A 16,886-nucleotide genomic window follows, 5' to 3' on the forward strand; every position below is an offset into this window, starting at 1 on the left:
CCGGCGATGCCCTCTCCCACAAGGGAAGAGGGCGCTGTATCGGGAAGCCGCTCGCCGCTAGTAAGTAATTACGACTAACTCAACGTCCCCGCATGCACCCACCATTCGGGGTGCGCGACGGCGATCTCTGCGCCGGCGGCCTTCGCCTCGACCTCGCTGCCGTAGATCGCAAAGCATGTGGCGCCAGAGCCGGACATGCGTGCCAGCAGCACGCCTGAGCTCGCACGGAGAGCGTCGAGCACGGTGCCGATGATCGGCTGCACCTTCAAGGCTGGCGGCTCGAGATCGTTCTTCACCTGGTCGAGCGCGGCGCCCCAATGGGCGATGGTGGCACCGGCCTTCGGCCAGGACGGCGCCGTGAGAACATCCGTCACGCCGACCAGCAGATCGCCCGGCTTGAGGCCGAGCGCCTGGAACACGTCCTTGGTCGCCACCGGCACGCGCGGATTGATCATCACGCAGGGCAGGACGGGAAGCGCGAGCGGCTGCAGGTTCTCGCCGACGCCGGTCATGGTGCAGGCGCGCGAGGGCACGCAAACCGGCACGTCGGCGCCGGTCTTCAAGGCTACCGCAGTGAGGCGCGGGTCGTCCAGCGACAGGCCATTCAGCTTCGCCAGCAGCCGCAGCACCGCTGCGGCATCGGCCGAGCCGCCGCCGATGCCGGCGGCGACCGGCAGCACCTTCTCCAGCGTGAAGGCGCCAAGCTTCAGGCCCGGAACGGCCTCCGCAAGCAGCCGCGCCGCCTTCAGCACCAGATTGTCCGTGGTCTCGCCGCAGGCCTCCGCGAGCGGCCCGGTTGTCGTCAGCCTCAGCTCCGGGCCCGGCACCAGCGTAAGCTGGTCCGCGCAGTCGGCGAAAGCAACGACGCTTTCGAGATCATGGTAGCCGTCGACCCTGCGGCCGACGACCCGCAGGGTCAGATTGACCTTGGCGCGCCCCTGCTCCTGCAGCGCACCGGTGACCGTGGACGCCAACATCGGCGCAATGCCCCCAGCATGTTCGGTGGCGGATCCGGTATCGCGCTCGGCCAGCGGCCGAAACGAACGTGGCCGGCACCGCCACACGCTTCATCAAAATCATCCGGGCTCCCCGGCAAGCCGAGGAGCCCGTGATGGCTCTCACCTCGTGATCAGGGCGACCTAGCCGCCCTTGCCGTCGTCCTTCTTGGCGTCGGACGGCGTGTCCTTGCTGTCGTTGCTCGCCGCGGCCGGCGCCGGATCGTCGGTCAGGCCGTTCTGGATCTTCGCCTCGATCTTCGGCAGCTCCTCGGCCTCGGGCTTCAGGTCGCGGGCATGAGCCCACTGGAACTTGGCTTCCAGCTTGCGGCCGATCTTCCAATAGGCGTCGCCGAGATGGTCGTTGATGGTCGGATCCTCTGGCTTGAGGTCGATCGCGCGCTCGAGGTTCTTCACCGCCTCTTCGTAGTTGCCGATGCGGAAATAGGCCCAGCCGAGCGAATCGACGATGTAGCCGTCGTCCGGCCGCTGCTCGACCGCGCGCTTGATCATCTTCATGCCTTCGTCGAGATTGACGCCCTGGTCGATCCACGAATAGCCGAGATAGTTCAGCACGTGCGGCTGGTCGGGCTGCAGCTCGAGCGCCTTGCGCATGTCGGCCTCGGCCTTCGGCCACTGCTTGGAGCGCTCCAGACAGATGCCGCGATAATAGTAATAGACGCTGTTGGCCTTGTCGTTGTTGGCGGGCAGCGAATCGACGCCGAGCGAATAGGTCTTGGCGCAATCGGCGAACTTCTTGCGGCCGCGCTCGATGTTGCCGAGCGCCATGATCGCCTCCAGGTCCTTCGGATCCTGGGCAATCACGTCCTTGAGTATCTTGATCGCCTCGTCGCTGCGGTCGGCGCTGTCGAGATCGGTCGCCAGCTGGATCTGCGCATTGCGCTTCAGCGGCGAGCTCGCCGGCACCCGCTCATAGACCTTGATCGCCATCTGCGGCTTCTTCACCGTCTCGTAGAGATCGGCGAGTGACAGCAGCGCCAGCGGATGATTCGGCTGCAGGTGCAGCGCGAGCTGCAGATAGACCAGCGCCAGATCCTCGCCGCCGCGGCGACTCAACGTGGCGCCGATGCCGTACAGCGCCTCGGCGGCGCCGGCCTGGGCCGAATCGACCAGCGGCGGCAGCTTCCTGCCGGCCTTGGTCTCGCGCAGGCCCTCCTGCACCAGCGGATGGCGCGCGAGCTTCTTGTCGAAGGCTTCATAGATCGCGGTCGCCGCCGCCGCATCCTTGTTGCGCGACAGCCAATGCGCATAGGCCTCGGTGATGCGCAGCATCGAATCGTCGAGCTTGTAGGCGCGCTCGAACCGCGTGCCGGCGTCCTTCTCCTTGCCGGCCAGCTCCAGGATCATGCCGGCATGAAGATCCTTGAACAGCGGATACCATTCGGGACCGGTCAGCTTGTCGATATTGGCGACGGCGGCCTTCGAATCGCCCGCGCCCGCCGCGGCCCACGCCGACAGCAAGGTGGCGACGAGATCGGTGATCGGCCCGCGCACCGACTGGTTGATGTTGGTCTGGGCGGCAGCGTATTTCTTCTGCTTGATGTCCTGCACGCCGACCACGAGACGCGCGATGCGGTTGGACTTGTCGATAGTGAGCACGCGCTCGGCCAGCTTCACGGCCTCGTCGATGTCGCCATCGGCGACCGAGGAGATGAAGGCACGATCGAGCAGCTCGTTGTTCTTCGGGTCGCTGCGTAGCGCCGAGCGGTAGAACGCCGCCGCCGAGGCCGCGTCGCGCTCGACGCTGGCGTGGCGGGCCGCCAGATAGCTGCCCGACGTGGTGAGCGACTTCAGATCGACGCCGGTCGGAAATTTTGCGGCGTTATCCGCAGGATGATCCGGCGTCTGGGCCAGGACGGCACCGGGGATCAGCAAGGCAGAAACGGCAATTGCGGTCCAGCGATTGCGAATTGACAACATCACGGTGCGCTCTGGTTGTTGGAAATGACGGATCGGTACGGACACGAACCCGATCGGCAGCTCTTCAAGGCGCCGACAATGCCGCGTTTGGCGGCCAACCGCAAGGATCTGCAGGATATTCGGGTCAGCCGGGAGCCCCTTTGGCGAAGGTGACCTGCGTCAAACCGCGCCAGTATGGCCGTATCGTGGCCGGCTGCCCTCCCCGGAGCAGCCGACTCACGCAATCGTGCGTTATACGAGGCTACATCGCCTCGTAGTTCGGCCCACCGCCGCCTTCCGGAGGAACCCAGGTGATGTTGCCGTTGGGATCCTTGACGTCGCAGGTCTTGCAGTGGACGCAGTTCTGCGCGTTGATCACGAAGCGCGGGCTGGTGCCCTCCTCGACCCATTCGTAGACGCCCGCCGGGCAATAGCGGTTGGACGGCCCGGCATAGACGTCGTGCTCGGAGCTCTTCTGCAGCGCCATGTCGGCGACCTTCAGATGCACCGGCTGGTCTTCCTCGTGATTGGTGTTCGACAGGAATACCGAGGACAGCCGGTCGAAGGTCAACTTACCGTCCGGCTTCATCGCCGGCTTCGGCTGGTGCGCCTTGGCGGGATCGAGCGTGGCGCGATCGGGCTTGACGTGCGACTGGGTGCCAAACAACGAGAAACCGAGCGTGTTGCACCACATGTCGAAGCCGCCGAGCGCGACGCCGAGCACCGTGCCGAACTTCGACCATAGCGGCTTGACGTTGCGAACCTTGAACAGATCCTCGCCGACTGGCGAGCCGCGCCAGGCGTTCTCGTAACTGACCAGCTCGTCATTGGCACGGCCGGATGCGAGCGCGGCATTGACGTGCTCGGCCGCGAGCATCGCGCTGCCCATCGCGTTGTGCACGCCCTTGATGCGCGGCACGTTGACGAAGCCCGCGGCGCAGCCGATCAGCGCGCCGCCGGCGAACGACAGCCGCGGCACCGACTGGTAGCCGCCCTCGGTGATCGCGCGCGCGCCGTAGGCTAGCCGCTTGCCACCCTCTAACACGCCGCGGATCGAGGGATGGGTCTTGAAGCGCTGGAATTCCTCGAACGGCGACAGATAAGGATCATCGTAGTTCAGGTGGACGACGAAGCCGACCGCAACGAGGTTGTCGTCGTAGTGATACAGGAACGAGCCGCCGCCGGTCTTCATGTCGAGCGGCCAGCCGAACGAGTGCTGGATCAGGCCCTTCTGGTGCTTGGCCGGATCGATCTGCCAGACTTCCTTGAGGCCGATGCCGAACTTCGCCGGCTCGCTCTTGGCGTCCAATGCGAACTTCGAAATCAGCTGCTTGGACAGGCTGCCGCGCGCGCCCTCGGCGAACAGCGTGTACTTGCCGAGCAGCTCCATGCCGCGCGTGAACGAGGCTTTCGGCTTGCCGTCCTTGCCGATGCCCATGTCGCCGGTGGCGATGCCGCGCACCGCGCCCTGCTCGTCATACAGCACCTCGGTGGCCGCGAAGCCCGGATAGATCTCGACGCCGAGCGCCTCGGCCTTGCGCGACAGCCAGCGGCAGACATTTCCGAGCGAGCCGATGTAGCAATGATGGTTGTCCATCAAGGGCGGCATCGCGAAGCCCGGCAGCGAGATCGCGCTGCTCTCGGTCATCCAGAAGAACTTGTCGACCTTGACCTGGGTCTTCAGCGGGCAATCCTCGTCCGACCGCCAGTCGGGGATGAGCTTGTCCAGCGCCGCCGGATCGATCACCGCACCAGACAAAATGTGCGCGCCGACCTCGGAGCCCTTCTCGACCACGACGATGTTGAGGTCGGCATTGAGCTGCTTCAGCCGGATCGCGGCAGTCAGGCCCGAGGGGCCGGCGCCCACGATGACGACGTCGAACTCCATGGATTCGCGCGGAGGTAACTCTTCGGTGCTCATGTCTCTCAATCTCAGGCCCGGCCGGTGCAGTGGATTTGACCTTTGCATCCCCCTGGCGCGTGCAAAGGTCAAACCCGGAGCTGCAACAGCAACAATGACTTAACTAGAGTTCCTGGAGGCGCCGGCGGTTCGCTGATGGGCTGGTCCTGAGGGGGAGCGAACGCTGGCGCCGGAACACTAGGGCGTTCCGTCCCTTTTTTGGGTTATTCCAAGCTCTTGTTTCCGATTTTTCGGGGCAGGACAACCACCGAAATGCATTCCGCCATGCGCCGAGGCGGCGTACATTGTTGCCACGATCGATCATGATGACCCCCGAGCCCCTCCCCGACGTCCGCCAACTGCTCGCCTTCTATCTGGAGGCCGGGGTCGATTGCGCCTTGGCCGACGAGCCGATCAACCGGCTGGTGGAGCCTGAGGCCGCATCCCCTGCCGCTCCTGCCGCCCGTCCGGCGGCGGCGCCGCAAGCCGGCCGGCTATCCGCGCCGGCGATCATTGCGCCGCGCGGCGAACCGCCGCCTCCGCCGGAAGCGGCCGTCGCCTCGGCCCGCGAGGCGGCGCTGACAGCGCCGACCCTGGAGGCGCTGCGCGAGCTCCTGGAGACTTTCGACGGTTGCGCACTGAAGCAGACGGCGTCGCGACTGGTGTTCGCCGACGGCAATCCGCAGGCGCGCATCATGCTGGTCGGCGAGGCGCCCGGCCGCGACGAGGACATCGAGGGCCTGCCATTCGTCGGCCGCTCCGGCAAGCTGCTCGACCGCATGATCGGCGCGATCGGGCTCGACCGCAGCAAGGTCTACATCGCCAACGTCATTCCCTGGCGCCCGCCCGGCAACCGGACGCCGACGCCGCAGGAGACGCAGATCTGCCTGCCGTTCATCCGCCGCCAGATCGAGCTGGTCGATCCCGACGTGCTGGTGACGCTCGGCAACCCGTCGACGCAGGCGCTGCTCGGCACCACCGAGGGCATCATGCGCACGCGCGGCAAATGGCGCGACTACGACACCGGCAAGCGCACCATCCGCGCGATCGCCACCTTCCATCCGGCCTATCTGTTGCGCTCGCCGTCCTACAAGCGGCTGTCATGGCAGGATTTGCGCGCGATCGCGAAGGTGATGGCGGTCTGAGCCGAACTCCCTCCGCGTCATTGCGAGCGAAGCGAAGCAATCCAGAATCCCGCCCAAGCCTCTGGATTGCTTCGTCGCTTCGCTCCTCGCAATGACGGCTTATGGAAAGCGCTACGGTCCCTTCGGCCGCACGATGGCCCAGCCGATGCGCAGCACCGGCTGGCGGCCATTGATCAGCCAGTCGAAGCTGCGCGGCACCTCCGGCACCAGCCCAGGAAAGCGCTGGGCGATCTCCGGCGGTGGGGTGCCGACCGTGTCGGAGGCGCGCCATACCACGACGCCGCCACTCTCGGCGAATTTGGCCAGCGTGACCCAGGGCGTCCGCTGCGGGGTGGCATCGAGGAACAGATGCGCGCGGCGGCGGCCGAGCGCGACCAGGCTGGCGAGCTGCGGATCGCCGGCGACCGCCTGGAGCGGCTGGTTGGTACGGCGCTCAAAACTCTCGACGAAGAAACGGGAGATGTCGCGGGCCGGCATCGCCGTCGCGACCTCGCGGTCGCCGAGCAACGGCAGCACCACAGCGCTGCCCGCCGCGAGGATGGCGGGCGCGGCGATCGCAACCGCCCAGACCAGGCGCAGCAGCCGCTGCCGCCGCAGATAGATCAGATCACCCGACGCGACCACCAGGGCAAGGCCGACCATGGTCAGGGTCACGGCAGTGCCGCCGAACACGGTCGAGAGGCCGAACAGGCCGGCGATCAGACTGCCGGCCAGCGCCGGTGCAATCGCGAAGCAATAGACGAAGTCGCGCGCGAGCGGCGGCACCGAGCGGCGATAGATGATCGGCGCATCGGTCTCGCCGCGATTGATCCAGCCGGCGTCGAGCAGCACCAGCAGCAGCACGGCCGAGATCGCCAGCAGCAGCCCCCCCGCCAGCGCGAGCCAATGCCAGGCGCGCACCGAGAGCTCGGCGAGAATGGGCAGCGCTGGTAAGCCGACACTGTCGGAGCGCAGCACGAAAATGAGATAAGGCAGCGCCAGCGCCACCACCACGAGCAGCGCGAACAGCGGATCGAACGAGCGCAGCACGCGGCGGCCCTGCGCGGTCGAGACCACGAAGCCCGCGATCAGCAGCAGCAGGCCGGTGGCGGCCGGCGTGGTCAGCAGCAGCAGGCCGGCCTCGATCGACCAGGCAAACCAGGCGTTGCGCCGGCCCTCGCCGAGAATCCGCCAGCTATGGAGCAGCAGCAGCGCCCAGAGCGGACGCGCCAGCACCTCCGGACCGAATTCCAGCGTGGGCGCACCGAACGCGGTGATGGTCATGGTCAGCAGCACGGCAAGCACCGCCTGCTGGCCGCCGACGATCGCCGCCGCCAGGAGATACATCACCCACAGACTGAGCGCCGAGCACAGCACGGCCAGCACGTAGACGCCGAGCAGATGATTGCCGGCAAGGCGATAGGCGACGTCCGACAGCCAGAACGACAGCGGCGGCCCGAGATCGGTGCCGACCTGGTACTCGCGTCCGAACGCGATGGTGGTGGCAAGCTGGCCGGGCGGGCTGCGATAGAACAGCATGGCCACGCCGAGCCACATCAGGGCCTGGCACAGCACCACGATGACGACGACCAGCCGCGGCCTTGCGCGGATCAGTTCGACAACCAGGGACGTGAAACGCATGAACGGCTGGATCGCTTGGCTGAATCGCTGAGGACGTCGAGGAGGCCGGCAGGACCGTCGCTCATCCGCAGCAGCCTCGCTGTCCGACGCCCGCAATCGATACCGTACGATCGGGGCGCACAACACCGCCCCTGCTGCGAGGAGTGACACTTCGTGCTGGCTGGCTGACCAAAACTATTAAGACCGCGGCGACCGCGAGGCAACCTGCATCAGACCCCGACCGAGATTTCAGTGGATGTCACCACGGTTACCTCGGCAAACAAATCCGGCTCCGGGACGTCGGTCCACGGCTGATGCTTGCGCCGGGCGGCCACGACGGGTGCGAACAGGCTGCGGTGATGCACCGACGGTCCGAGCCGGTCCAGCGCAGCGAGGTGCTCGGGCACGGCATACCCCTTGTGCTGCTCGAAGCCGTAGCCGGGGCAATCCTGCGCCAGCGCGCACATCAGCCGATCGCGCGTGACCTTGGCGACGATCGAGGCGGCCGCAATCGACATCACCAGGCCATCGCCGCCGATCACCGCCTCGCAGCCGCAATCGACGTCGATGCGGTCGCGGCCGTCGACGAAGACGTGCTTCGGCGCCTCGGGCAACGCCCTCACGGCGCGCGACAGCGCCCACAGCGAGGCCCGCAGGATGTTGTCGCGATCGATTCGCGCCGGCGAGGCGACAGCCACCGCGAACGCCGACGTCTTGCAGATCTTGTCGAACAGCGCCTCGCGCTGCTCCGCGCTCAGCCGCTTGGAGTCATCGAGGCCTTTCGGGATGCGCGCGGGATCGAGAATCACGGCCGCGGCGACCACCGGACCGGCCAGCGGCCCCCGTCCCGCCTCGTCGCAACCGGCGACCGGCCAGATGCCCTGCTTGAGCAGCGCGCGCTCCCGCCGGAAGCTCGGCGGCGCCACCGCGATGACGCCCTTGCCGAGCTTGGCGGCCGACCTGCCGGCAGCATTCGTGGCAACAGGCTTGGTTGCGGCCTTTGCAGGTGCGCTCTTCGCCACGGCGCCGCTCGTCGCCTTCGCCCTGCCCGGCTTCTTTGACTGATCGCGAATCATGGCCGGCATGGTGCGAAACGGCCCGCGGCGGCGCAACCCCGAACGGACCTCATTCCCCGCTATTCGCCCCTTGCCGGCGACCGACTACGCCGGCAGGTGCACTCGATCATCCTTGCCGACATCAATCCCCGGCGCGATCACCACTTCCCAGACATGACCGTCCGGATCGGAGAAATAGCCGCTGTAACCGCCATAGTCGGTTCGTTGCGCCGGCTTCAGCAGCATCGCGCCTTTCTCCACCGCCGACGCGAGCGCCGCATCGACCTCGGCCTCCGAGCGGCAGTTCCATGCCAGCGTCACGCCGCGGAACGCCTGGGGGCGCGGTGCGTCCGGCACGCCCGCATCATCGGCGAGCGCGCCCCACGGGTACAGCGCCAGCACCGTCCCGCCGGTCTCGAAGAATGCCACGGCCTCTCCGGTCGCGCGGAATTTTCGGGCGAAGCCGAGCGACGTATAGAAGGCGATGCTCCGCCGCATCTCGGATACACCGAGTGTGATGACGGTGAACCGCGGAACGCTCGCTTGTGCGCTCATCAACTGCTCTCCGCACGCTTCAGAACAGGCTGAGTTGCTGCCCGCCGCCCTTCGGCCGGACGAAATGATCGGTCGTCAACTTGGTCCGGCGCTTGTTCAGGCCGAGCTTTTCGCAGGCGATCTCGAAGCGGCGGCCGATCATCCAGGCCATCGGGCCTGTCCCCTTCATTCGCGTGCCCCATTGCGAGTCGTAATCGCGGCCGCCGCGCATGTCGCGGATCAGGGTGAAGACGTGGCGGTAGCGGTCGGGATAATGCTCGAGCAGCCATTCGCGGAACAGGTCGCGCACCTCCAGCGGAAGGCGCAGCAGCACATAGGCCGCCTCCTTGACGCCGGCATGGGCGGCGGCATCGAGGATGCGCTCGATCTCGCTGTCGTTCAGCGCCGGGATCACCGGCGCCACCATCACCGTGGTCGGAATGCCGGCCCTGGACAGCGCCTGCAGCGCCTCCAGCCGTTTCGACGGCGTCGAGGCCCGCGGCTCCATGGTGCGCGCCAGCTTCGGATCCAGCGTGGTCACGGAGATCGCGACCTTCGCCAGGTTCCTCTTGGCCATCCGCGCCAGGATGTCGGCATCACGCATCACCAGCGCCGACTTGGTCACGATCCCGACGGGATGGCCAACCTTTTCCAGCACCTCGAGGATGCCGCGCATGATCTTCCGCTCGCGCTCGATCGGCTGATAGGGATCGGTGTTGGTTCCGATCGCGATCATCCGCGGCTCGTAGCCGCTGGCCGCGAGCTCCTTTTCCAGGAGCGCGGGCGCATCCGGCTTCACGAACAGCTTGGATTCAAAATCAAGACCAGGCGACAGCCCGAGAAACGCATGGGTCGGCCGCGCGAAGCAGTAGACACAGCCGTGCTCGCAGCCGCGATACGGGTTGATCGAGCGATCGAAACCGATGTCCGGCGAGTCGTTGCGGGTGATGACCTTGCGCGAGGTATCGGTCGCGACCGTGGTCTTGAATGGCGGCAAATCCTCGAGACTCTGCCAGCCATCGTCGAAGACGACGCGAGCCTCCGCTTCGTAGCGGCCGCTCGCATTGGATTGTGCACCCCGGCCGCGGCGCCGGCCCCGTTCGATGGCGACCGCGAGTTCGGGGAAGTCGTTTTCCGGGCCAGATGAAGGCGCGCCCACCGGCTCGGAGGGCACCGGGACCGGCGGGCGCTTGAGGGCATGTGAAGATGCTCGGCTCATGGCCAAGACATAGCACACAAAAAGAACAATACAAGAACAAAAAAGAACAATGTCTCGGAACGGTTCTGGAGCCACGCAAGGCCAACCATCACATTCCCGTTCTATCCTTCGCAGCGCACTGGAACGGAATGGTGCGGCGTTACTCTAATGCACTTCCCGCAAGCGCGAAGCGGACGGCAAGCGAGGTTCCATGAACATCACGTCTTCCCATCAGACCAAAACGGCCGACGATCTCGACCTGCTCGATCGCTATTGGCGCGCGGCGAACTATCTCTCGGTCGGGCAGATCTATCTGCTGGACAACCCGCTGCTGCGCGAGCCGTTGAAAGCGGAGCACGTCAAGCCGCGCCTGCTCGGCCACTGGGGGACGACGCCCGGACTGAATTTCATCTACGCCCATCTCAATCGCGCCATCCAGGCGCAGGATCTCGACGTCATCTACGTGTGCGGTCCCGGCCATGGCGGCCCCGGCATGGTCGCCAACACCTATCTCGAAGGCAGCTACAGCGAGATCTATCCGGACATCACGCGCGATGCCGATGGCCTGCGCAAGCTGTTCCGGCAGTTCTCCTTCCCCGGCGGCATTCCGAGCCATGCCGCGCCCGAGACGCCGGGCTCGATCCATGAAGGCGGCGAGCTCGGCTACGCCCTGGTCCACGCCTATGGTGCGGCGTTCGACAACCCCGATCTGATCGTGGCCTGCGTGGTCGGCGACGGCGAAGCCGAGACCGGGCCCCTCGCCGCATCCTGGCATTCGAACAAGTTCCTGAACCCGGCCCATGACGGCGCGGTGCTGCCGATTTTGCATCTCAACGGCTACAAGATCGCCAATCCGACCGTGCTCGGCCGCATGGGCGATGCCGAGATCAAATGCCTGTTCGAAGGTTACGGCTACGAGCCGCTGTTCGTCGAAGGCGCGGAGCCGAAGGCGATGCATCGCCAGATGGCGGACGCGCTCGATGTCGCGCTCGCGAGCATCCGCTCGATCCAGCAGAATGCGCGTCAGCCGGATGCAACGATCCAACGGCCGCGCTGGCCGATGATCGTGCTGCGCAGCCCGAAGGGCTGGACCGGGCCGAAGGAGGTCGACGGCCTCAAGGTCGAAGGCTTCTGGCGCGCCCATCAGGTGCCGATCACCAATCCGCGCGGCAAGCCCGAGCATCTCGCGCTGCTCGAAGCGTGGATGAAAAGCTACGAGCCGGAAACGCTGTTCGACGCCCACGGCCGGCTCGTGCCGGAGCTGCAGGCACTGGCGCCGAAGGGCACGCGTTGCATGGGCGCCAACCTGCATGCCAATGGCGGTCTGCTCAAGCGCGAGCTCAGGCTCCCAGACTACCAGCATTTTGCGGTCGAGGTGTCCTCTCCGGGCCAGACCATGGCTGAAGCCACGCGCGAGCTCGGCAAGTTCCTGCGCGACGTGATCACGCTGAATGCAGAGACACGCAACTTCCGCATCATGGGCCCGGACGAGACCGCCTCGAACCGGCTCGATGCCGTATTCGAGGTCACCGAGCGGGTGTGGATGGAAGGCATCGAGCCCTACGATGTCCACCTCGCCCATGACGGCCGCGTGATGGAGGTACTGAGCGAGCATCTCTGCCAGGGCTGGCTGGAGGGCTATCTGCTCACCGGCCGCCACGGCCTGTTCTCCTGCTACGAGGCTTTCATCCACATCGTCGATTCGATGTTCAACCAGCACGCCAAATGGCTGAAGGTGTCACGCGAGCTGCCGTGGCGGCGCCCGATCGCGTCGCTGAACTATCTCCTGACCTCGCATGTCTGGCGGCAGGACCATAACGGCTTCAGCCATCAGGACCCCGGCTTCGTCGACCTCGTCGCCAACAAGAAGGCGGACATCGTCCGCATCTACTTCCCGCCGGATGCCAACACGCTGTTGTGGATCGCGGACCACTGCCTGCGCACCTACGACCGCATCAACGTCATCGTTGCCGGCAAGCAGCCGGCGCCGCAATGGCTGTCGATGCAGGAGGCGGCGACGCATTGCGACGCCGGCATCGGCATCTGGTCTTGGGCCGGCACCGAGCCCGCCGACGAGGAGCCCGACGTGGTGATGGCCTGCGCCGGAGATGTCCCGACCCTGGAGACGCTCGCAGCCGTCGACCTGCTGCGCAAGGAATTGCCCGACCTGAAGATCCGCGTGGTCAACGTCGTCGATCTCATGACCCTGCAGCCGAAGCAGGACCATCCGCACGGCCTCAGCGACCGCGACTTCGACAGCCTGTTCACCACCAACAAGCCGGTGATCTTCGCCTATCACGGCTATCCGTATCTGATCCATCGCCTCACCTACAGCCGCACCAACCATGCCGGCATGCATGTGCGCGGCTTCATCGAGGAAGGCACCACGACGACTCCGTTCGACATGGTCGTGCTCAACGAGCTCGACCGTTTCCACCTCGCCATCGAGGCGATCGAACGCGTGCCCGGCCTCAGCGTGTCGGCGGCCCATGTGAAGCAGAAATTCCGCGATGCGCTGATCGAGCATGCCCGCTACATCCGCGCGCATGGCGAGGACATGCCGGCGATCCGCGACTGGGTGTGGCCGAACAGCGCCGGCGGCACCACGCCGACGCAGGCAGGCGACTGAGCCAGTCAAGCGCGAGCTTCAGCAACACGGCACCTTGAAATAGCACCGTTCGGGCGCAGCCCCGAACGGCGCGGCCAGGTGCGTGCTGCAAAATTCCGCAGCGCAGCGGGCTGATTTGGCTATGACAAGATGATAACAGTCATGCCGGAGGCGCGACAGATAGCGATGCCAGTTTCATGCTGAGCGTGATCATTCCGACCGAAGGTGTCGAGCAGACCGCCGTGGCCACCCTGTCCGCGCTGGTGCCGGGCGCCGCGGCCGGTGTCGTCACCGAGGTGCTGCTGGTCGATCGCTCGCCCGATTCCAGCGTGATCGAGCGGGTCGCGGACGTCGCCGGCTGCCACTTCATGAAGTTCGAGGGCTCCCAGGCCGCGGCCCTGGCTGCAGGGGCCGCCAGCGCGCGTGCGCCCTGGCTGATGTTTCTGCCCGCCGGCGCGATGCTCGATCCCGGCTGGATCGATGAAACCATGCAGTTCGTCCAGAGCGTCGCCACCACCGGCCGGCCGCGCGCTGGCGTCTTCCGCTATGCCCGATCTCCCTATGCCGCAATCAGCCTGCGCGACCGGCTGCGCGCGGTTGCGCGGGTCCTGGTCGGGCCGCTCGGCGACCAGGGTCTCCTGATCGCCAGGGATCACTACCGGCAGCTCGGCGGATACAAGCCCGACCACAAGCGCGCCGAAACGCGGCTGCTGCGTCAGCTCGGCCGTTCCTCGCGGACGATGCTGCGCAGCCGGATCGTGATGGTGTAGCGGCACGACAATACTTGCCAAAGTCAATCAATTGGTTGACAATGGCAAATATTGGAGGTGCCCCATGAATTCCGCCCCAGCCGACGGCCAGGTCGCCGCCATCCGCGCGTTCAACCGTTTCTACACGAGGAAGCTCGGCGCGCTGGACCAGCATCTGCTCGACAGTCCGTTTTCTCTGGCCGAGGCGCGTGTGCTCTATGAACTCGCACAGTACGACGCCATCTCGGCCAAGGAGATCGGTCTCTCGCTCGGCCTCGATGCCGGCTATCTCAGCCGCATCGTCCAGAGCTTCGACGAGCAGGGGCTGATCACCCGCACGCCTTTGCCAACCGATCGCAGGCAGCAGCAGCTCGGCCTGACCGCAAGAGGCCGGCAGGCCTATGCCAAGCTCGACCGCAGCTCGCAGAAGGAGATCGCGGCCATGCTGGCGCCGCTGGCGCCATCCGTGCGCGACCGGCTGGTCGGTGCAATGACGACGATCGAGACCGCCCTGGAGCCGCAGCAGCCGGGCCGCTCCCCAGTGCTGCTGCGCAGCCATCGCCCGGGCGACATCGGCTGGGTGGTTTCACGGCACGGCGCCGTCTACGCCGAGGAATATGGTTGGGACGTCTCGTTCGAGGCGTTGGTCGCCGAGATCGGCGCACAGTTCATCAGGAGCTACGACCCGGCGCGCGAGCACTGCTGGATCGCCGAGCTTGCGGGCGAGCCGGTCGGCTCGATCTTCCTGGTCAAGGGCAGCGACGAGGTCGCCAAGCTGCGGCTGCTGCTGGTCGAGAAGAAGGCCCGCGGTCTCGGCGTCGGCCGGGCCCTGACCGAACAATGCATCCGCTTCGCGCGCGAGAAGAACTACAGGACGATCGAGCTGTGGACGCAAAGCATTCTCACCGCCGCGCGCGACATCTATGCCCGCGCCGGGTTTCGCAAGATCGCCGAGGAGCCGCACGCCATGTTCGGCGTCCCGCTGACCGGCGAGACATGGCGGCTCGAGTTGTAGCCGGGCGGCTCGTGCAGCAACCGCCGGTAGGCCGAGATCACCTCCACAACAGGCTGCGCATGCCGATTGCGAAGTTCCCGCGCGCCGGTACTATCCCGCCAAACAGGGCGGGAGCAGTGATGGAATCGATGGTGCGATCGAAGCTTGCGGCGCTTGTCGCGCTCGCGGGCCTGTTTGGGGTCGAGGCCGGGACGGCGGCTCGCGCCGCGCCCAAAGGGCGCGCAACGGTCGCGATTACGCGCACGACGGACTTCCTCTATCTGGCGGCTCCAGCGGCGATCGAGATCAACGGCGCCAAGGTGGCGAGCCTTGGCCGCGGCGAGAGCTACAGCGGCTCGATTGCGCCCGGCGCCACCACGATCACAGTGTCGACATGGTCCTCGCCGGGCTCGTCGAACATTCGTTTCACCGCCGTGCCTGGCAAGACCTACCGGATGGTCGTGGGACCGCGCGGCCAGAATTTCGCGGCCAGCATGATGGGCGGCCTCATTGGCGCGGCCATCGAAGGCGGCGGCGCTTTCGAGATCGTACCCACGAAGTGAGACGCGCAATGGACGCGCGCCGCGTCGTCGTCCCGTGGCCCTATGCCGTCGCGCCCTGCGCCTTGGGCCGGCGCAGATGCTCGTCGAGCCGCGGCATGATCTCGACGAAGTTGCAGGGTCGCGTGCGGTAGTCGAGCTGGGCGGCGAGGATGCCGTCCCAGCCGTCACGGCAGGCCCCCGGTGATCCCGGCAGGCAGAAGATGTATGTCGCGCCGGCGACGCCGGCCGTGGCCCGGCTCTGGATCGTCGACGTCCCGATCTTGGCGTGGCTCAGCATGTGGAAGGCGATCGAGAAGCCGTCCATGCGCTTCTCGAACAGCGGCTCGATCGCTTCCGGCGTGACGTCACGGCCGGTGAAGCCGGTGCCGCCGGTGGTGATGACGACGTCGACGCCGGGATCGGCGATCCACGACTTCACCACCGCGCGAATCTTCTCGACGTCGTCGGTGACGATCTCGCGCGCCGCGAGCCTATGGCCGGCAGCGGTCAGGCGGTCACTCAGGGTGGTACCGGACTTGTCGTCGGCAAGCGAACGCGTGTCGGACACCGTCAGCACGGCGATGTTGAGGGGAATGAAGCTCTTGCTCTCGTCGATCGCCATCATCGCGTCTCCCTACAGCGAACTGGCGCTGAACGTATTGCAGGCCTGCACCGTGCCCTGCTGGTAGCCGATCATGAACCAGCGTTTGCGCTGCGCGGCGGAGCCATGGGTGAACGAATCCGGCACCACGCGTCCGGTCGCCTTCCGCTGCAAGGTGTCGTCGCCGATCGCCGAGGCCGTCGTCAGCGCGGCGTCGATGTCGCCCTCCTCGAGGAAGCCCGGACGCTTCTTGGCCTCGCGATTGACCCAGACCCCGGACAGGCAGTCGGCCTGCAGTTCGACCTTGACCTGCAGCGCGTTGGCTTCGGCCTTGTTGTCCGACTGCTGCTGCATCCGCGTCACGCGCGGCAGGATGCCGAGCAGGTTCTGGATGTGGTGCCCGGCCTCGTGCGCAATGATGTAGGCCGCGGTGAACTTGCAGGCGCTGCCCGAGCAGCCCCGGAAGCGCGTCTCGACCTCGCGGAAGAAGTTGGTGTCGAGGAAGATCTGCCGGTCCGGCGGACAGTAGAACGGCCCCATCGCCGACTGCGCCATGCCGCAGCGGCCGCCATTGGTGCTGTTGCGAAACAGCACGATCTTGGGCCCGGTGTAATTCTGGCCGCTGGCCTGGAAGATCTCGCTCCAGCGGTCGTCGATCTCGCCGAGCACGCCGGCGATCATGTCGCCCATCTCGTCCTTCGGCGCGCCGGTTTTGCCGGGCGAGCGCCGATCGGCCTGCTGGGTCGGTGCGCCGCCGTGGCTGAGCATCTCAGCGCCGCCGATCAGGATGCGCGGATCGATGCCGAAGGCGTAGCCGATCAGGCCGAGCACGATGATGGTGCCGATGCCCAGCCCGCCGCCGCCGATCGGCAGACCCATACCGCCGCCCATCCCGCCGCCTTCGTCGCGACGGTCGTCGATGTCGTCGCTGCGACGGAAATCATCGTAACGCATGGGCGGCCTTTCCTCACGATTCTTGCGCGGCTCTGCGCGAAATGCCTAACGCGGCAAACAGGTAAAATTTCCACTGTGTTAATCAATAACCC

At 66.3% G+C, this 16,886-nt stretch carries 14 protein-coding genes; 5 read left to right on the top strand and 9 right to left on the bottom strand.

Annotated elements, in window-relative coordinates; genetic code table 11:
* Positions 1–74: 74 nt before the first annotated feature.
* From ACQR0W_RS31330 to ACQR0W_RS31340, 3 genes are all read right to left on the bottom strand, one after another.
* Positions 75–977 (bottom strand): 4-(cytidine 5'-diphospho)-2-C-methyl-D-erythritol kinase, encoded by a 903-nt coding sequence (locus ACQR0W_RS31330; RefSeq protein WP_316171366.1) that lies wholly within the window; start codon positions 975–977, stop codon positions 75–77.
* A gap of 162 nt (positions 978–1,139) precedes the next feature.
* Positions 1,140–2,936 carry a tetratricopeptide repeat protein gene (locus tag ACQR0W_RS31335; protein ID WP_315717245.1) on the bottom strand — a complete coding sequence of 599 codons (1,797 nt, stop codon included), beginning with the start codon at positions 2,934–2,936 and terminating at the stop codon, positions 1,140–1,142.
* A gap of 241 nt (positions 2,937–3,177) precedes the next feature.
* The gene (locus ACQR0W_RS31340; RefSeq protein ID WP_315826966.1) at positions 3,178–4,836 is read right to left on the bottom strand and encodes an electron transfer flavoprotein-ubiquinone oxidoreductase; all 1,659 of its coding nucleotides are present in this window, start codon (positions 4,834–4,836) and stop codon (positions 3,178–3,180) included.
* 305 nt (positions 4,837–5,141) lie between these two features.
* Between ACQR0W_RS31340 and ACQR0W_RS31345 the strand changes: the two genes are divergently transcribed.
* A complete protein-coding gene (locus ACQR0W_RS31345; RefSeq protein ID WP_316167476.1) occupies positions 5,142–5,960 on the top strand; it encodes a uracil-DNA glycosylase in 819 nt (272 codons plus the stop codon).
* Positions 5,961–6,071: 111 nt separating this feature from the next.
* On the opposite strand, the gene ACQR0W_RS31350 is transcribed toward ACQR0W_RS31345, so the two are convergent.
* The 4 genes from ACQR0W_RS31350 to ACQR0W_RS31365 form a co-directional block, all read right to left on the bottom strand.
* Complete coding sequence (locus ACQR0W_RS31350; protein WP_316171365.1) at positions 6,072–7,580, bottom strand: glycosyltransferase family 39 protein; 1,509 nt, start codon at positions 7,578–7,580, stop codon at positions 6,072–6,074.
* A 209-nt stretch (positions 7,581–7,789) separates the two neighbouring features.
* Positions 7,790–8,644 carry a ribonuclease HII gene (locus tag ACQR0W_RS31355; protein WP_315826968.1) on the bottom strand — a complete coding sequence of 285 codons (855 nt, stop codon included), beginning with the start codon at positions 8,642–8,644 and terminating at the stop codon, positions 7,790–7,792.
* Between the two features lie 75 nt (positions 8,645–8,719).
* Positions 8,720–9,169, bottom strand: coding sequence for a VOC family protein (locus ACQR0W_RS31360; RefSeq protein ID WP_316167472.1), 450 nt, complete (start codon positions 9,167–9,169; stop codon positions 8,720–8,722).
* 19 nt (positions 9,170–9,188) lie between these two features.
* Positions 9,189–10,367, bottom strand: a complete 1,179-nt coding sequence (locus ACQR0W_RS31365; protein ID WP_315717250.1) for a PA0069 family radical SAM protein — start codon at positions 10,365–10,367, stop codon at positions 9,189–9,191.
* Positions 10,368–10,557: 190 nt separating this feature from the next.
* Here ACQR0W_RS31365 and ACQR0W_RS31370 point away from each other — a divergent pair, with 190 nt between their 5' ends.
* From ACQR0W_RS31370 to ACQR0W_RS31385, 4 genes are all read left to right on the top strand, one after another.
* Complete coding sequence (locus ACQR0W_RS31370) at positions 10,558–12,975, top strand: phosphoketolase family protein (RefSeq protein WP_316171364.1); 2,418 nt, start codon at positions 10,558–10,560, stop codon at positions 12,973–12,975.
* A 176-nt stretch (positions 12,976–13,151) separates the two neighbouring features.
* The gene (locus ACQR0W_RS31375) at positions 13,152–13,724 is read left to right on the top strand and encodes a glycosyl transferase (RefSeq protein ID WP_315717252.1); all 573 of its coding nucleotides are present in this window, start codon (positions 13,152–13,154) and stop codon (positions 13,722–13,724) included.
* Positions 13,725–13,788: 64 nt separating this feature from the next.
* Complete coding sequence (locus ACQR0W_RS31380; protein ID WP_315717253.1) at positions 13,789–14,718, top strand: bifunctional helix-turn-helix transcriptional regulator/GNAT family N-acetyltransferase; 930 nt, start codon at positions 13,789–13,791, stop codon at positions 14,716–14,718.
* Positions 14,719–14,837: 119 nt separating this feature from the next.
* Positions 14,838–15,260, top strand: a complete 423-nt coding sequence (locus ACQR0W_RS31385) for a hypothetical protein (protein ID WP_316171363.1) — start codon at positions 14,838–14,840, stop codon at positions 15,258–15,260.
* Between the two features lie 40 nt (positions 15,261–15,300).
* Here the strand turns inward: ACQR0W_RS31385 and moaB are convergent, their stop codons facing one another.
* Together moaB and ypfJ are read right to left on the bottom strand one after the other, a co-directional pair.
* Positions 15,301–15,864: a molybdenum cofactor biosynthesis protein B gene (gene moaB / locus ACQR0W_RS31390; RefSeq protein WP_315739947.1), complete on the bottom strand. Its 564-nt coding sequence runs from the start codon at positions 15,862–15,864 to the stop codon at positions 15,301–15,303.
* Positions 15,865–15,873: 9 nt separating this feature from the next.
* Positions 15,874–16,794, bottom strand: a complete 921-nt coding sequence (gene ypfJ / locus ACQR0W_RS31395) for a KPN_02809 family neutral zinc metallopeptidase (RefSeq protein WP_315717256.1) — start codon at positions 16,792–16,794, stop codon at positions 15,874–15,876.
* Between the last annotated feature and the right edge of the window lie 92 nt (positions 16,795–16,886).

The organism is Bradyrhizobium sp. HKCCYLRH1034 (assembly GCF_051168375.1).
Taxonomy (GTDB): Bacteria; Pseudomonadota; Alphaproteobacteria; order Rhizobiales; family Xanthobacteraceae; genus Bradyrhizobium.

Coding starts and splice junctions, on each gene's coding strand:
- ypfJ (WP_315717256.1), bottom strand. CDS start 16,794: ATGCGTTACGATGATTTCCGTCGCAGCGACGACATCGACGACCGTCGC.
- ACQR0W_RS31340 (WP_315826966.1), bottom strand. CDS start 4,836: ATGAGCACCGAAGAGTTACCTCCGCGCGAATCCATGGAGTTCGACGTC.
- ACQR0W_RS31330 (WP_316171366.1), bottom strand. CDS start 977: ATGTTGGCGTCCACGGTCACCGGTGCGCTGCAGGAGCAGGGGCGCGCC.
- ACQR0W_RS31380 (WP_315717253.1), top strand. CDS start 13,789: ATGAATTCCGCCCCAGCCGACGGCCAGGTCGCCGCCATCCGCGCGTTC.
- ACQR0W_RS31385 (WP_316171363.1), top strand. CDS start 14,838: ATGGAATCGATGGTGCGATCGAAGCTTGCGGCGCTTGTCGCGCTCGCG.
- ACQR0W_RS31345 (WP_316167476.1), top strand. CDS start 5,142: ATGACCCCCGAGCCCCTCCCCGACGTCCGCCAACTGCTCGCCTTCTAT.
- ACQR0W_RS31355 (WP_315826968.1), bottom strand. CDS start 8,644: ATGCCGGCCATGATTCGCGATCAGTCAAAGAAGCCGGGCAGGGCGAAG.
- ACQR0W_RS31375 (WP_315717252.1), top strand. CDS start 13,152: ATGCTGAGCGTGATCATTCCGACCGAAGGTGTCGAGCAGACCGCCGTG.
- ACQR0W_RS31335 (WP_315717245.1), bottom strand. CDS start 2,936: ATGTTGTCAATTCGCAATCGCTGGACCGCAATTGCCGTTTCTGCCTTG.
- moaB (WP_315739947.1), bottom strand. CDS start 15,864: ATGATGGCGATCGACGAGAGCAAGAGCTTCATTCCCCTCAACATCGCC.
- ACQR0W_RS31360 (WP_316167472.1), bottom strand. CDS start 9,169: ATGAGCGCACAAGCGAGCGTTCCGCGGTTCACCGTCATCACACTCGGT.
- ACQR0W_RS31365 (WP_315717250.1), bottom strand. CDS start 10,367: ATGAGCCGAGCATCTTCACATGCCCTCAAGCGCCCGCCGGTCCCGGTG.
- ACQR0W_RS31350 (WP_316171365.1), bottom strand. CDS start 7,580: ATGCGTTTCACGTCCCTGGTTGTCGAACTGATCCGCGCAAGGCCGCGG.
- ACQR0W_RS31370 (WP_316171364.1), top strand. CDS start 10,558: ATGAACATCACGTCTTCCCATCAGACCAAAACGGCCGACGATCTCGAC.